This is a genomic window from Alcanivorax sp. NBRC 102024, from assembly GCF_001602235.1.
Classification (GTDB): Bacteria; Pseudomonadota; Gammaproteobacteria; order Pseudomonadales; family Alcanivoracaceae; genus Alcanivorax.
On the sequence record NZ_BDAS01000011.1, the window covers coordinates 45,653 to 60,974 of the forward strand.

Sequence of the window (15,322 nt, forward strand, 5' to 3'; positions counted from 1 at the left end):
CTCTCTTTCTGGCATCATCCCACCATGTACAGCCCGCCGGACAAGCGCTAGAGTCTGGTAGCGTCCGCTGATTTGCTCAGCGCATGCCGAGAATGCTTCCCCAAAACATCGCTCGCGCCACCCGAGGACACCATGGCTGACGACCGCCGTCGCAAACGCCCCACCACCGCCACCGGCCGACTGTTCCGGCTGACCGGCATGACCACGTCCATTGCCACCCGGGTGGCCGGTCATCAGGTCAAGGGGTGGTTCCAGTCGGATATGGCCAAAGCCGCAGACCGGGAAAAACTGCTCCAGCATATCGGCCGGGAAGTCGCCGCGACCCTCGGAGAGATGAAAGGCGCGGTGATGAAAGTGGGGCAGATTGCCTCGCAGATGCAGGACATTCTCCCCCGGGAGATCAGCGATCAGCTCAAGGTGCTGCAGAATGCCTCGGCACCCATGCCTTTCCACGTAATCCGTCGTCAACTCGAGCGGGAGCTGGGAAAACCACTGGATGCGCTGTTTGCCGATTTTGAGGAAACCCCTTTCGCAGCGGCATCCATCGGCCAGGTTCACCGGGCCACCACCCATGATGGCAAGGATGTGGTGGTCAAGGTTCAGTATCCGGCGGTCAAGGAATCCATTGATTCGGACATGAAACATCTGCGCCGGATCCTGCGTCTGGGCAGCCTGCTGAAAGTGGATGAAGCGGCTCTGGACGCGGTGTTCAAGGAAATCCGCAACCAGCTCCACGAGGAACTGGACTACCACCAGGAAGCGGGCAACCTGAAACATTTCCAGGCATTCCACAAAGACCAGCCGTGGCTGGTGATCCCGCAGGTTTTCGAGGATCTGTCCAGCGAGAAGGTGCTGACCCTGAGCCAGGAAACCGGCATTGCCCTGGATCAGGTGGATGACGATCACGGCTTCGATCAGGCGACCCGGAACCTGCTTGGCGAGCGCCTTTTCGATGCCCTGGGCCAGCAAATTTTCCAGTTACGGGCGGTTCACTGCGATCCACATCCCGGCAATTTTGCCTTTCGCCCGGACGGCACCATCGTGATCTATGATTTCGGCGCGGTAAAACGCTTGCCGCCCCAGGATGCCGACCTGTTGCGCAAGATCGTACGCAGCGCCCTAAGTGAACAATGGGCGCAGCTGGACGAACTCTTGCTGGAACTGGGAGCCCGCAAGAAAGACACCCAGGTCAACGGGCAATTTTATGCCACCTGGATCGCCTTGCTGTTACGGGCCTTCGATGACAAACCCTACGACTTTGGCCGTTCGGAACTGCACACCGACATACTTCGACAGGTGAAACGCACGCCACTGGAGCAAATGCTGAAATTCCAGCCTTCCTCCCGGAGCCTGTTAATCGAGAGAGTGGTCAGCGGGCACTACTGGACCATGATGAAACTTGGCGTCAACACCGCTTTCCGCCCCAATCTGGAAAAAGCTCTGGATCTGTCTCGGGAAGGTTGAAGATGCGGGCACCGGATGGTGCCCGCAGGCGGGTCAATCCGCGCAACCTAAAAAGCGGAACGCAAGCCTACGCTGACCCCGGAAATTTCTTCTTCATCGGTATCCACATAGCGCATGTATTCCAGGTTCGCGCCCAGGGTATCGGTCAGATTGAAATCCAGCCCGGCACCCCAGGACTCATCCTCAAAGGTTTCCGTTTCGCTGAAGGAATAATCCACTCCTGCCACGGTGCCGCTGGCCGAGACCTCTCCTTTTACCTTGCTGTAGCCGCCGATCACATAGGGACGCAGCGTGTCACCCACTGGCGCACCCAGCTTCACATAGCCGCCATACAGATGATCCATTTCGAAGTCGACGATGCCACGGGAGTCCTTGTCGAACCCCATGCCACCCCGGGCTTCCAGGGCAAGAAAGTCGGTAAAATCAAAGCCGGCACGGATGGTGGCGGCATCAATTTTCAGGGTATCGCTGTCAATTTCCTCGTTGTCATACTGGATCTGGCTATAGTTACCACCGATGTAGGGGCCAGCAGCAAAGGCGCCGGAGGCAGCCACCAGGGAACAGGACATGACCAGAACATTACGTATCATCACTTTCATACATATCTCCTTTTCCGTTTAATCACCATTTTGGAGATGCTGTCCGACGCACGGTTCCGGGCAATACGGTAAAGTCTGTAAAATACCTTCAAAACAAGACACGCCGCATCCGGATAACAGCAATAACAGTAAAACAGGATCGGGAATGACAAAGGGAACCGTCACCACAGGGCGACTGGCTGCGTTTATCTGCGCTCTGTTTCTGTCATTGAACAGCGACGCTCTCACGCTGGCGGATGACCGCGACAGCTATGAAGCCGCCGCAGGCATGCAATGGCTCGGCGACGAAGATCACTCCTTGAGCCCGGCGCTTGCCTTGCAGGCATTACTTGGCGGGAAAGGGCAGAAGCTGGACAGTCCTTATCCTTCATTGGGCTTTCGCGAGGGATACCAGTGGTTTCTTATTCCCGTAAAAAACAACAGCACGCTGCCCTACTGGTTTCTGAGGGTGGGACGCCCCCATCTGGACTACCTGGATATCTACGTCTTCGATAAAGACGGCAACCGGATCAAGCATGCCCGCATGGGCGACAGAGTGCCCTTTCACAGCCGGGAACTGCCCCATTATCACCTGGTGACGCCTCTGACCCTGCCCGCTGACAGCGAGCATTACCTGCTGTTACGGGCCCAGGGCAATAACGTGATTGAGCTGCCTGCCACCCTGATGACGCCAGCAGCCTTTAACGCCCATGACAACAAAATTTCTGTTTTTTACGGCCTCTATTTTGGCGCCATTGTCGCCATGTGCCTCTTCAATCTCCTGATCTTCCTCTCGATCCGGGACCCCAGTTATCTGCTTTATGTGCTTTACCTCGGCACCTTTGGTCTTAACCTGTTTACCCGGGAAGGGCTGAGTTACCAATGGCTGTGGCCTGATGCCACCCTGTGGAATCATTACTCCCTGCCGGTTTTGAATCTGGTCACACTGGCGTTTTCCATGCTGTTTGCCAGCCAGTTCCTGGAGTTGAAAAAACGGGCCCCGCAAATTCACCGGGTATTGTTCTCTAGCGCGATGGTGCTGCTGGCCCTGACCCCGCTGACGTTGCTTAACTTTCATTTCTCCATCCAGGCCACCACCGCCATTGTGTTGCCCTGGCCTTTCATTGCCATTGCCCTTTCCCTGTGGCTGATCATCAAGGGTTACAGCCCGGCGCGTTATTTCCTGCTCGCTTTTACTGCCGTCGCCTGCGCCACCGTGCTCTACATATTGAAGACCTTCCAGCTACTGGAGGGAGGATGGCTGCTGGAAAATGCCATGCAGCTGGGCACCTTTACCGAAGCGGTCCTGCTGTCTTTCGCTCTGGCTCACAGGATGACGGTACTGAAAAGTGAGAATGCCCGCATTCAACGGGAAGCCAACGAGGTCCTGGAGCAACGCGTGGATGAACGCACCCGGGAACTGAACCGTGCGCTGAGTGCCCGTAGCGAATTCCTGGCTGTCATGAGCCACGAAATTCGCACGCCGCTCAACGGCATCATTGGTACCGTGGATATGCTCAAGGGCACCCCGCTGGATCAGGACCAGAAGCACAATCTGAATGTCATCGAGCAATCCGGTAACAGCCTGCTCAACCTGATCAACGACATTCTCGATTACTCCCGCATCGAAGCAGGCAAGATGCCCATCGAGCAGACCAGCTTCAACCTGGCGGATGTGGTTGACGAGTCCCTCGCCCTGTTTCAACACAAGGCCCATGTACACTCCAATACCTTGCAGACCGAGCTCGACGCCAATTTGGGAGAACGCTGCCTGGGTGATCCGGTCCGGTTACGGCAGATTCTGGTAAACCTGATCGGCAATGCGGTGAAGTTCACCAGTAACGGCATCATCACTGTCAGCGCCGCGCGGGATGAACACAATCCGGATTATGTCTATTTCGAAGTCTCGGATTCCGGTATCGGCATTGCCCCTGAGCAACTCAACAACCTGTTTGATCATTTCCACCAGGGCGATAGCTCCACCAGTCGACGCTATGGCGGGACGGGTCTTGGGCTGGCAATTTGCCGACAACTGGTAGAAATCATGGGAGGCGAGATTGGTGTCTTCAGCCGCCAGCATCAGGGATCCCGGTTTTGGTTTCGCCTGCCTTTGCCCGCCACTCAAAAAGACAGCGGCTACCTGCCACAAAACGACGACAACGACGTGCCCGGCCTTTCCGGTGGACGGCTCCTGATCGTCGATGACAACCATATCAACCTGATGGTGGCCGAGGGGTTGTGTCAGAAGCTGGGCTACGAGACCGAAGTGGCGGAAAGTGGCATGGAAGCGATTGCGGTACTGATGTCTGCCAGCCAGTCGTTCGATCTGATTCTAATGGACTGCGAAATGCCGGACATGGATGGATTCGAAACCGCCCGCGCCATTATCAAGCTGCAACAGGAAGGCCGGCTACCCTGGACACCGATTGTCGCGCTTACCGCCCACGCGGTTCCCGACAAGATCCATGCCTGTCACGATGCCGGTATGGTCGCCCACCTGGCCAAGCCCATCAACAAGGCGCGTCTGCAAGCCACGCTGAAACAGGTACTGCGCGATCCGGGCAAGGGGTCACGCGGTAGCGTCTGACGTCGGACGTTTAATCCAACGCCCCCAGCAGACTGTCCACCACCCGTTCCAGATCGTTGAGGGTGGCGCACTGACGAGCCAGGCGGCAGTGGGGCAAATAGCGGTCCATCACCGCATCACCGCTGTTCCAGCGGCTCCGGGATTCCGGATTCAACCACCACACCTGTTTGACCCGGCGGCGGATCGCCTGCAACGTTTCGGCACCGTCCGGCAGGTAGTTGTTGCGGGCATCACCGAGAATGATCACCGTGGTGTGGGCATCCAGCTCCCTTTCACAGCGGGCCTGAAACGCCCGGAACATTTCCGCATAGTCGGTACCGCTGCCGGACAGCCGATCCAGCACCTGGCCCACTGCCACCTCGGGTGAGTAACGGGCAAAGTCCTCGGTGATTTCATCAAACCGCGAGGCAAACGCAAAACTGCGCACCCGTGGCAGCACATCGTTCATGGCATAGAGAAACTGCAGCAGAAAGCGAGCCGCATCACTGACCGAGCTGGACACATCACAGATCACCATGACTCGGGTCTTGCGGGGCGGGCGACGTCGCCAGAACAGTTTCGCCGGCACGCCATCATGGCGAATGCTCGCCACCATGGTGCGACGGGCATCGAGCATGCCTCGCCGACTGGTTTTGGTGCGTCGCTGGTGCAGGCTCGCCAGTCGCCGGGCCATCTTGCGCACCAGTGCCTGCACGTCACGAAATTCACGCAGGTCCCGGAATGGCACTGCCCGCAGGGTCTGCTCACGAAGTTCCCGCCCTTTACCCGCCCCATGCAGCAGAAACTGACGGCGCACCTGAGCGGCCGCCTGTTCCCGAACCCGGGTTCGCCAGTGCCGCAGCTGTTCCGCCCTGGCCTGCTGGGCCGGGCTGCCCTGATCCAGCTGCAATACCCGGTCATCCACCGCTCCCATGCCCATATTCATGAGCAAGCGACGGGTATAGATCCCCTGCTGGGTAATCACTTCCATTTGTGTGAAGTCCATCTCGGCAGCAGCTTCTGCCATCCGCTGCTGCAGCTGCTCGGGAGTGCTGGCCAGCAAGGCTTCTGCTTGTTGCGCCTCAGGCGTCTGTGCGGAAGCCGGGTCAGGCTGAGCTGCCGGGGACGGCATGGACGAGGCAGAATCCTGCGGGGAGTCAGAACGAGGGTCTTCCGCCTCGAAAAAGCGGGCAAAGGTTTCTTCGAACGCGGACCGGTCCTGCTGTTGTTTGACCAGCGTCAGGGCCAGAGCGTCATGAAAACGCTGGCGCTGCGCATAGCCCACCAGCGCCGCCGCATCCATGGCCTGGCTGGCCTCATCCGGGGAAATACGCAGCCCAGCCCCGCGCAAGGCTTGAACAAACTCGGACAAGCGACGAGTTGGCATCGGCAACCCCTAGTGGTCCATGGGGAAAGTGCGGAAAGCGTTCACGCCGGCAATCCCGTTAGCGCTTACCCAGCTTGCGCAGCCAGGCAGGCAATAACTCACGGGCCAACGACACATCCTGCTCGGTTTTCAGTACCAGGTTCAGCGTATCGGCAACCTGGGCATGTTCCAGACTATCCGCATGCAGTAATACCAGCGCACGGGCCCAGTCCAGAGTTTCAGAAATGGCCGGGAGTTTTTTCATATCCTGCTCGCGGAGATGCTGAATAAACGCCACCAGCTGCTCCCGCAACCGGACATCCAGATCCGGCACCCGGGTGGCGACAATCTGGGCTTCCAGCTCTGCCGTCGGGTAAGGGATATAGAGATGCAGACAGCGCCGCTTGAGGGCATCGGACAACTCCCTCTGGTCGTTACTGGTCAACAATACCAGGGGCTGGTGCCGGGCTTTCACCGTGCCCAGTTCGGGAATGGAAATCTGGAAATCGGACAGCAGTTCCAACAGGAAGGCTTCGAACTCCTGGTCCGCCTTGTCGATTTCATCGATAAGAAGCACCGCCGGCTCGTCACTGCGCAGGGCATGCAACAGGGGCCGCGGCTCCAGAAAGGTATCGCTGTAGAACGCTTCACCCAGGTCTCCCAGCCGTTCCATGCTGGCTTCCAGGCTGTCGGTGTCAGCCAGCATGCCGCCCAGCTTGTCACGCAACAACTGGGTATAGAGCAGCTGCTTGCCGTACTTCCATTCATACAGCGCCCGGCTTTCATCCAGCCCCTCATAGCACTGCAGGCGAATCAACGGGGCTTCCAGGAAAGCCGCCGCAGCCTTGGCCAGCTCAGTCTTGCCCACCCCCGGAGGTCCCTCCACCAGCACCGGCTTGTGCAACTGCGCGGCCAGGTAGATCGCCAGGGCAATCTGCTCACTACAGATATAGCCCTGCCCGGCAAAACTGCGGGTTATCTCTTCGACGGAATCAATACGGGTTTTCATGGAGGCTCCTGCAACAGACCTCAGAGGGTAGCGCAGGAAAGGCTGGCCGGGAATGACATCTGCAGCGAAGGGTTTGCTGACTTGGTACCTGAACGCGAAACGGTCAATGCAGGGTAATGTTGTCCGCCAGCACCAGCGGGGCAATCTCCGCCACCTCATCAACAACGGGTTCGCCGTCCAGGCTGCTCACATCGAATCGGGCAGAGGTCACTTCACCATCGATCATGTCGGGGATGGCATCCAGAAAGGCATCCACATGCTCGGAACCAAAGTGGATCTCCAACGCGTCCAGGTCGGTCCATTGCTGCCAAACCACGATGACCCGCGGCTCGTCTGCCTGCAGGTATACCTCATAGGCCAGACAGCCGCGTTCCCCCCGGGAGGATTTCGCCAAGGCCTGCACCAACTCCAGTGCTTCGGGTTGCTGGTCTTGTTTCACGGGGAAAGAACCTTTGACGATGATCATTGGGGTCCACTGGGTCGGAAAACCGCAATGGTACCACAATTGCGCCAGTTCTGTCCGCTCAACCGCCACCACAGAAACGGACCGAGTCCCCCAGCGGCACCCGCCCGACCCGGGTGCGGTTGGCTGCCACATCGGCGTTTTCGTAACCGAAACTGATGCCCAGCACGATGGCGGTGCTGTCAGGAATCCCCAGCAGCTCGCGCACATCGTCCGGGTAGTAGCGCATGCTGCCCTGGGCACAGGCCCCCACCCCGTGAGCGGTCATGGCCAGCAGCAGGGATTGCACATACATGCCCACATCCAGCGCCACGGTAACGCCAAAATCCCGCTCCATGCCGATAAAGGCCACGTGGGGCGCATCGAACAGCTCGAAGTTGCGCAGCTCTGCACGACGGCGGCCCTCCCGATCTTCCCGGGCAATGCCCATGTTGCCGTAGAGGGCCATGGCGCAATCGACCTGGCGTTCCCGATAGACACCCTGGAAACGCGGCAGACTTTCATAGTCCGGCGCAAAGGGAACCCCCCGGCTGACCTTGTCCACCAGACGCTCACGCAAGGCATTGCGGGTCTCTCCACTGGCAACCCACACCTGCCAGGGCTGAATATTGCAGTTTGAGGGAGCATGCTGGGCCAGTGAGAAAATCGCCTCCAGCTCTGCTTGCGGTACCGGCTTGTCGAGAAAGCCGCGCACAGAGCGGCGCTCGGTCATAGCCTGATAAAGGGATAGGGAATCGGCGGTCATGGGTAACTCCTCTGAATTACCCACCAGTCTAACCAGCCAGAAAAAGAGGGACGATGACAGAAACGCTCAGGCCGCAGACGCCTCGCGCATGGCCTGACAAATCTGGTCGATCACCGGGGCAGCAAGCTCCATATGACCCTCACAATCAGCCACACCAAGGCCCTTTGCACAGGCCGGGCAGAGCACATTGAACACCAATTCATCGCCTTTGATACGGGCCGGCAACACTGCCCAGTTTTCCCGGCGCGCCTGCTGGCCAATGCGGTGGTAATACTCCAGATTGATTTCACCACCGGGCTCGAAATCGAAGGTGGCCGGGCAACGACTGCAGTTGAGCCACATGTCGTACAGGGCCGCCGCGTCGTAGGGATCCGTGGGATCGAATGACATCGCCACCTCCTGTGGCAATTGAAGGAAACCAATGCGCTTTTGTAGTGCAATTTTTGTCAAAAACCCACGAATTGCGTCACATTTGTCCGGTTTGCCGCTCAAACCCAAGAGAACAACGGCCAAAACAGCCTACAGTCGCACCCCTTGAGCCATCATTCGTCCACCCAGCGCCATCATTTCCAGCTGCAGACAGGCATGGTCCGCCAACACTTTTCGCGCGGCGACCGTGTTGTCGAGCATGGAAATCCCCGCGCCAAACATGATGGCAATGGCCGCTTCCGCCTCCTGTTCTGCGGGCACCGGATCGCGCCCCTGGGCCGCCACTGCCTGGCGCACATCCTCGGCCAGCTCGTCCACCAGCAGCTGCAGCTCCCGCTGGATACGCATCCGGTAGCGGTCATGGCTGCCCAGACGCTGTTGTACCAGCAGACGGAAGTCATTTTCATAATCGTTCAGATAACGGACAAAGCGGCCCACCAACTCTTTCACAGCCCGCGCCGGCCCGATTTCGATCATGCTGCGACGCTCGTTTTCCATGGCGGAGCGCAGACGAAAGCAGCAGGAATCGATCAGCGCCAGCCCCAGCGCATCCATGTCCGGGAAATGGTTATACAGGGACGTGGCGGCCAGTCCGGATTCCCTGGCCACTTCCCGTAATCCCAGGCTATCCAGGCCACGGCCACCGGCCATCAGGGTCCGTGCCGCTTCCAGAATGCGCTCCCGGGTTTGTCGCTTCTGCCGCTGTCGAGTTGTTTCAGCCATAACATTATCACTAACGAGTGTTAGTTAAATAATCCCATGAATAACGCTCATCGCGCAACTACACCCTGGTTACATAATAATCTTTGACAAACAAGTGTTCGTTGAAAGAGAATCCGCCTTACAGTTGTAAGGTAAGAAATTTGGCTCTTACCGATCTCACGGCGCATCATCAACTAGCGCTACAACACAGACTGCCCGCTCACAGCGGGCAGCAGGGAAGCAAAAGGGGAAAGCAATGAACTATTTCGTCACCGGTGCCACCGGCTTTATTGGTCGTTTTCTGGTTGGTCGTCTGCTCAAGCGTGAGGACAGCAGGGTATTTGCCCTGGTGCGCTCCGGCTCCGAATACAAGCTGGATGCCCTGCGTCGTCGCCTGGGTGTGGACGCCGACCGCCTGGTGGCCATCCAGGGCGATATCAACGAAAAATTGCTGGGCGTCAGCAAGCGGGATCAGGACGATCTGAACGGTCAGGTGGACCATTTCTTCCATCTGGCGGCCATCTATGACCTGACCGCCGACGAAAACACCCAGCGCTACACCAACATCGAGGGCACCCGCCAAACCCTGAAACTGGCAGAAAAACTGGAAGCAGGCTGCTTTCACCATGTCTCCTCCATTGCCGCTGCCGGTCTCTACAACGGCACCTTCACCGAAGACATGTTCGAGGAGGCCACTGGCCTGGACGACCCCTACCTGCTGACCAAGCATGAGTCCGAAGCCCTGGTTCGTCAGGAGAGCAAACTCCCCTGGCGCATCTACCGCCCCTCCATGGTGGTAGGCCATTCCGAAACCGGGGAAATGGACAAGATCGACGGCCCCTACTACATGTTCAAGCTGATCCAGAAGCTCAAGGACGTGCTGCCCAACTGGATGCCACTGATCGGTGTGGAAGGCGGCCACTTCAATGTGGTGCCGGTGGACTTTGTGGCGGATGCCCTGGATCACATCGCCCACCAGCCGGACCATGATGGCCAGTGTTTTCACCTCACCGCGGACCGCAGCTACAACCTGGGCGAACTCATGGACATTATTGCCGGTGCCGCCCAGGCCCCGCGCTGGCCGGTAAAACTGGATAACAGTCTGTTTAACGCCGTCCCCGGCTTTGTGAAGAAAGGTGTCAGCGCCATGACGCCGAAGCTGATGGTCAATACGGTACTGGAGAATCTGGATATCCCGCCGTCAGCCCTGCAATTTCTCACCTTCCCCACCGAGTACGATAACCAGCGTGCCCGTGAAGCCCTGGCTGGCAGCAACATCGAGGTGCCGGATCTGGAAGGTTATATCCAGCAACTGTGGGACTTCTGGGAAAACCACCTGGACCCGGACCGCGGTGACCGCAAGGATGAACTGCAACCCCTGCCCACCCTGCCCGAACGGGTGGACGGCAAGGTCGTGATGGTAACCGGCGCCACCTCCGGCATCGGTAAGGCGACAGCATTGAAGCTGGCGCGGGCCGGAGCCACCGTGCTGGTGATCGCCCGTACCGCAGAAAAGCTGGAAGAGACCCTGCATGAAATCGATCAGCTGGGCGGCACCGCCCAGGCCTATAGCTGCGACGTGTCGGACCTGAACAGTGTGGATGATCTGATTCAGCAGGTGATTGCCGACCACGGCCATGTGGATGTGCTGGTCAACAACGCCGGTCGCTCCATTCGCCGTTCCGTGGTGCATTCCTTTGATCGCTTCCACGATTATGAGCGCACCATGCAGCTCAACTATTTCGGCGCGCTGCGGCTGATCATGCAATTGATGCCGGGGATGATCGAGCGTGGCGGCGGCCACGTGATCAATATTTCCAGCATCGGGGTGCTGACCAATGCGCCTCGCTTCTCCGCCTATGTGGCCTCGAAAGCCGCACTGGATGCATTCACGCGGTGTGCCTCCAGTGAGCTCGCTCACGAGGGCATTCGTTTTACCACCATCAACATGCCGCTGGTGCGTACCCCGATGATTGCGCCCACCAAGATCTATAATCATGTGCCAACCATTAGCCCGGCCCAGGCAGCGGACATGATCTGCGATGCCATCGTGCGCCAACCCAAACGCATTGCCACCAATCTGGGCGTCATGGGTCAGGTGATGCACTTCCTGACGCCCAAGGTTACCGAGACCATCATGAACACCGGTTACAAGCTGTTCTCGGATTCCTCCGCGGCCCTGGGCGACAAGGAAAGCTCGCCGAAGAAGATCCGCCGCGAACAGGCGGCTTTCTCCCGGTTGTTCAAGGGTATTCACTGGTAACAGGGGCAATTTCCCTGCCGCTGGCGGGCAGATTGCAGCACCAAAAGAAAGGCCCCGGAGACCGGGGCCAAAGAGTTTCCGGAGACAACCGGAAGCATACGCAGCGGGATCATATCCCGCTGCTATCCTCTCTCCTCTTGCCCTCCTCTGCCTTGATCGACATCAAGGTTTTTGTCCCTGGCCGCAACGGCTAGCTGTCAGTGAAGACAAGCGCCACGCTCCGTGCGCACTACACTGAAGCCATGGAACCTTTCACTCTTCGCCAAGACCCCACTGCCATCGCCCTCTGCCGTGCCTTGTTTCCGGCCGGAAAGCGCTTGCCGGCAGCAGATACCGATGCCCTGTTGAGCAGGATGGATGCGCAACTGGCCAACCAGACAGGCCTGCAACGCAGCCTGAAAGCCGGTTTGCTGTGGCTCGACAATCGTCACCGTCTGGTGCGTGGCCGCGCCTTTCATCGTGCCAGGCCGACACAGCAACAGCGTTTTCTCGACAAATTGGCCACCACTCCGGTGTCCGGCAAGCTGCTGCGCCTGCTGGCCCTGCCCTTCAAGGCCGCCTATGTGCTGGATGAGCAGGTGGAACAGGCCACCGGCTGCCGACAACCCGTGCAACTGCCCGCCCAGGTCGAGACCTTCCGCTGGCAACAGCAGATCACCGCCGCCCGGGATTGCGACGAGGATATGACCCTGGAAGCAGACGTGGTGATTCTGGGCAGCGGTGCCGGCGGCGCGGCAGCAGCCTATGAACTGGCCTGTCGTGGCCTGGCCGTGGTGATCATCGAGGAAGGCCAGTATTACGATCGCAGCCACTTCACCGGCAAACTCACCGAGATGATCCCCAAACTCTACCGCAGCTGGGGAGCAACCGTGGCCACCGGCAACGCCATCATCCCGGTACCGGTGGGGTGCAATGTGGGCGGTACCACGACCATCAATTCCGGCACCTGCATGCGCACGCCGCCGTCGGTGCTGCAGCGCTGGCGAGAGCAGGGACTGGAGGCCTTCACCGAACAGGCCATGGCTCCCTGGTTCGAGGGCGTGGAGCGCATGCTCAGTGTGCAGCAAGCCACCACAGAGACCGTCGGCCCCATCGGCGACCTTATCGACCGGGGCGCCGCCGCCAACGGCTTCTTGCAGCGCCAGCCGCTGATGCGCAACGCCCAGGGCTGTGACGGCCAGGGACTGTGTCAGTTTGGGTGTCCCACGGACGCCAAACAGTCCACCAATGTGAGCTACATTCCGCGCGCACTGGAGCGGGGAGCCTTCTTGTTCAGCGGTTTCCGGGCCGAGCGACTGCAGCGACAGGGCAACCGCATTACCGGCGTCATCGCCCGCGGGCAAAATGCTGACGGTCGCCCGATCACCCTGAGCCTGACCTGCCAGCAAACCATTGTTGCCATGGGCAGCCTGTTCACCCCCCTGTTCCTGCGACAACAGGGAGTTCGCAATCCTCATCTGGGTCGCCACCTGACGCTGCATCCGGCGGGCGTGGTCAATGCCCTGTTCCCGGACCGGGATCTTGCCAACAGCCGCAGCATCCCCCAGGGCTACGGTGTCTCAGACTGGGAAGAGCAGGGACTGATGTTCGAGGGTGGCACCATTCCCCTGGCCGGCCACAGTCTGCTCAATCCCCTGGTTGGCCAGGACTGGGTGCGCTTTACCGAAGACTATCCGCACACTGCCTATTTCGGCTTCATGATCCGCGACACCAGCGAGGGGCGGGTTCGTCGGGGCCCGCGCCGCGGGCTGCCGCTGATCCGCTACCACATGAACCGACAGGATTTTGCCCTGTTCAAACGCGGCATCCATGCCCTGGCCTGCTGGTATCTGGATGCCGGTGCCGAACAGGTGCTGATTCCCGGTCTGAATCGTATCGTTCGCATCCATAACCGCACCGAGCTGGAACGCTTTTTGCGCTCCCCCCTGAAACCCACGGACTTCCTGATCAGCGCCTATCACCCCCTGGGCACGGCCCGCATTGCTGCTTCTCCCCGGGACGGGGTCTGTGACAGCCGTCACCGGGTGTTCGGCTACCCGGGCTTGTCTGTGATGGATGGCGCCAGCGTCCCCAGCAGTTTGGGCGCCAACCCCCAGGTGACAATCATGGCCATGGCCAGCCGGGCCGCCAACATGATGGCCCGGGAACTGCTCAACGACACGGATTCCACCCATACACCACCACAAGGAGAATACGCATGACTCTGGGCCTGTTACTCAAGGAACGCATGAGCGGCTGGCTGCGACTGGACGATCCGGGCCACCAGCAACCCTTCGCCTTCCAGATCCGCGCCTTTACCACCCGTATCTTCAGCGTCAGCGCCCCCCGTTATTTTCGCGGCACCGTTACCCTGGACGGGCAGGACTTCCCCTGCGAAGGGGAACTGACCATTCATCTGAGCGGCCCCCATTACTGGCTCAATTTCAGCCACCCAACGCTGGGAATGCTGCGAGTGGAAGGCAAGAAACACTACGGCCGCAACGGCCTGCTCGCATCCTTGATCACCTGCCCGATGACGGTCTACCGGAATCAGCAGGCCATTGGCCAGGCGGAAGTGGCCTATCGGGAGAGCATGCTGGCCTTTCCGTTCACCGCCTTGCGGCTGGTGGACGAACAACAGGCTTACCAGCAAGATCATGGCGTCAGCTCCTCCCGTTGATCAGCCACCGCAAGGAGTACCCGATGATTCCCTACTACGGCCTGCAGGCCCCTGCCGAGGGCGGCCATTACGAATCCTGGTTTGTGCGCGCCAATCACCCGCACAAGCCCCAGGCCATCTGGATTCGCTACACCCTGTTCCGCGCCCGGGATCAGCGCCCGGCCCTGGGGGAAGTGTGGGCGGTATGGAGTGATGGCAGCCGCCAGCGGCCCCATGCCTTCAAGGAGGAATTTCCTCTGCAAGAGTGCCGGTTCAGCACCTCACAGATGCAGGTGGATGCCGGCAACAACCACCTGGCGCCAGGTGTTCTGCAGGGACAACTGCAACAGGGCAGCGACCAATTGTGCTGGGATCTGCACTACGATGACGGAGAGGCACCGCTGCTGTTTCTGCCGGAGCGCTTCTACCAACGCTCTCTTCCCAAGGCCAAGTCCCTGGTCAGCCGCCCCCATATCCGCCTCAGCGGCACCCTGAGCCTGAATGGGGAAACCCTTGTGCTGGATCAGTGGCCCGGCAGTGAAAACCATAACTGGGGCAGCCAGCACACTGACCGCTATGCCTGGGGCCAGGTGGCGGGTTTCGATAATGCCCCGGACGCCTTTCTGGAATGCGCCACTGCCCAGGTAAAGCTTGGCCCATTATACAGTCCGCAATTGTCCATTGCCGCCCTGCGACTGGATGGAGAAACCCTGCTTTTCAACAGTCTGTCACGGGCGGTGCGGGCCAACGCGCACTACCGCCCTTTCCAGTGGAGCCTGCACACCCGGAACGGCAATGCCGAATTGGGCATCAGCATGACGACGATAGCGGACCGGGTGGCCGCGCTTACCTACTACAACCCACCTGGCGGCAACAAGATTTGCCTGAACAGCAAACTGGCCAGCGTCAACGTGACCCTGACCCGCCGCGGACGCCCGGAACGGGTGCTGCACAGTGCCCATGGCGGGGCGTTTGAAATTTTGACCGACCGGTTGCCGGCGGGGATGACTCTGCAGATTTAGGACCGTGAGGACGACGCTGGCTTACAGGTACTTCATCAGGCACGAGTGACGAAGTACGACTATCGAGAGGCAAACCC

At 59.4% G+C, this 15,322-nt stretch carries 13 protein-coding genes; 6 read left to right on the top strand and 7 right to left on the bottom strand.

Annotated features, from left to right (window positions below):
* Positions 1-132 precede the first annotated feature (132 nt).
* Positions 133-1,464, top strand: coding sequence for an AarF/ABC1/UbiB kinase family protein (locus A0251_RS14845; RefSeq protein ID WP_062817626.1), 1,332 nt, complete (start codon positions 133-135; stop codon positions 1,462-1,464).
* A 47-nt stretch (positions 1,465-1,511) separates the two neighbouring features.
* Here A0251_RS14845 and A0251_RS14850 read toward each other — a convergent pair whose 3' ends face one another.
* Positions 1,512-2,063, bottom strand: a complete 552-nt coding sequence (locus A0251_RS14850; protein WP_062817627.1) for a porin family protein — start codon at positions 2,061-2,063, stop codon at positions 1,512-1,514.
* A 145-nt stretch (positions 2,064-2,208) separates the two neighbouring features.
* On the opposite strand from A0251_RS14850, the gene A0251_RS14855 reads away from it, so the two are divergent.
* Positions 2,209-4,629 (top strand): hybrid sensor histidine kinase/response regulator, encoded by a 2,421-nt coding sequence (locus A0251_RS14855; RefSeq protein ID WP_062817628.1) that lies wholly within the window; start codon positions 2,209-2,211, stop codon positions 4,627-4,629.
* A 10-nt stretch (positions 4,630-4,639) separates the two neighbouring features.
* Here the strand turns inward: A0251_RS14855 and A0251_RS14860 are convergent, their stop codons facing one another.
* From A0251_RS14860 to A0251_RS14885, 6 genes are all read right to left on the bottom strand, one after another.
* The gene (locus A0251_RS14860; protein ID WP_062817629.1) at positions 4,640-5,995 is read right to left on the bottom strand and encodes a VWA domain-containing protein; all 1,356 of its coding nucleotides are present in this window, start codon (positions 5,993-5,995) and stop codon (positions 4,640-4,642) included.
* Between the two features lie 58 nt (positions 5,996-6,053).
* Positions 6,054-6,983, bottom strand: coding sequence for a MoxR family ATPase (locus A0251_RS14865; protein WP_062817630.1), 930 nt, complete (start codon positions 6,981-6,983; stop codon positions 6,054-6,056).
* Positions 6,984-7,086: 103 nt separating this feature from the next.
* Positions 7,087-7,422: a putative quinol monooxygenase gene (locus tag A0251_RS14870; RefSeq protein ID WP_231866036.1), complete on the bottom strand. Its 336-nt coding sequence runs from the start codon at positions 7,420-7,422 to the stop codon at positions 7,087-7,089.
* An 85-nt stretch (positions 7,423-7,507) separates the two neighbouring features.
* Positions 7,508-8,191 carry a nitroreductase gene (locus tag A0251_RS14875; RefSeq protein WP_062817632.1) on the bottom strand — a complete coding sequence of 228 codons (684 nt, stop codon included), beginning with the start codon at positions 8,189-8,191 and terminating at the stop codon, positions 7,508-7,510.
* A 66-nt stretch (positions 8,192-8,257) separates the two neighbouring features.
* Complete coding sequence (locus tag A0251_RS14880; RefSeq protein WP_062817633.1) at positions 8,258-8,581, bottom strand: hypothetical protein; 324 nt, start codon at positions 8,579-8,581, stop codon at positions 8,258-8,260.
* A 129-nt stretch (positions 8,582-8,710) separates the two neighbouring features.
* Positions 8,711-9,343: a TetR family transcriptional regulator gene (locus A0251_RS14885; RefSeq protein WP_062817634.1), complete on the bottom strand. Its 633-nt coding sequence runs from the start codon at positions 9,341-9,343 to the stop codon at positions 8,711-8,713.
* A 235-nt stretch (positions 9,344-9,578) separates the two neighbouring features.
* Between A0251_RS14885 and A0251_RS14890 the strand changes: the two genes are divergently transcribed.
* The 4 genes from A0251_RS14890 to A0251_RS14905 all read left to right on the top strand — a co-directional run bounded on the left by A0251_RS14890 (position 9,579) and on the right by A0251_RS14905 (position 15,245).
* On the top strand, positions 9,579-11,585 hold the full coding sequence (locus tag A0251_RS14890; RefSeq protein WP_062817635.1) for an SDR family oxidoreductase: 2,007 nt from the start codon (positions 9,579-9,581) through the stop codon (positions 11,583-11,585).
* A gap of 317 nt (positions 11,586-11,902) precedes the next feature.
* Positions 11,903-13,786: a GMC family oxidoreductase gene (locus A0251_RS14895; RefSeq protein ID WP_231874257.1), complete on the top strand. Its 1,884-nt coding sequence runs from the start codon at positions 11,903-11,905 to the stop codon at positions 13,784-13,786.
* Positions 13,783-14,244: a hypothetical protein gene (locus tag A0251_RS14900; protein ID WP_062817637.1), complete on the top strand. Its 462-nt coding sequence runs from the start codon at positions 13,783-13,785 to the stop codon at positions 14,242-14,244. Before A0251_RS14895 ends, A0251_RS14900 begins: the two co-directional genes overlap by 4 nt.
* A gap of 23 nt (positions 14,245-14,267) precedes the next feature.
* Positions 14,268-15,245 (top strand): tocopherol cyclase family protein, encoded by a 978-nt coding sequence (locus A0251_RS14905; protein ID WP_062817638.1) that lies wholly within the window; start codon positions 14,268-14,270, stop codon positions 15,243-15,245.
* The last annotated feature ends 77 nt before the right edge of the window (positions 15,246-15,322 follow it).

Coding starts and splice junctions, on each gene's coding strand:
- A0251_RS14845 (WP_062817626.1), top strand. CDS start 133: ATGGCTGACGACCGCCGTCGCAAACGCCCCACCACCGCCACCGGCCGA.
- A0251_RS14850 (WP_062817627.1), bottom strand. CDS start 2,063: ATGAAAGTGATGATACGTAATGTTCTGGTCATGTCCTGTTCCCTGGTG.
- A0251_RS14855 (WP_062817628.1), top strand. CDS start 2,209: ATGACAAAGGGAACCGTCACCACAGGGCGACTGGCTGCGTTTATCTGC.
- A0251_RS14860 (WP_062817629.1), bottom strand. CDS start 5,995: ATGCCAACTCGTCGCTTGTCCGAGTTTGTTCAAGCCTTGCGCGGGGCT.
- A0251_RS14865 (WP_062817630.1), bottom strand. CDS start 6,983: ATGAAAACCCGTATTGATTCCGTCGAAGAGATAACCCGCAGTTTTGCC.
- A0251_RS14875 (WP_062817632.1), bottom strand. CDS start 8,191: ATGACCGCCGATTCCCTATCCCTTTATCAGGCTATGACCGAGCGCCGC.
- A0251_RS14880 (WP_062817633.1), bottom strand. CDS start 8,581: ATGTCATTCGATCCCACGGATCCCTACGACGCGGCGGCCCTGTACGAC.
- A0251_RS14885 (WP_062817634.1), bottom strand. CDS start 9,343: ATGGCTGAAACAACTCGACAGCGGCAGAAGCGACAAACCCGGGAGCGC.
- A0251_RS14890 (WP_062817635.1), top strand. CDS start 9,579: ATGAACTATTTCGTCACCGGTGCCACCGGCTTTATTGGTCGTTTTCTG.
- A0251_RS14900 (WP_062817637.1), top strand. CDS start 13,783: ATGACTCTGGGCCTGTTACTCAAGGAACGCATGAGCGGCTGGCTGCGA.
- A0251_RS14905 (WP_062817638.1), top strand. CDS start 14,268: ATGATTCCCTACTACGGCCTGCAGGCCCCTGCCGAGGGCGGCCATTAC.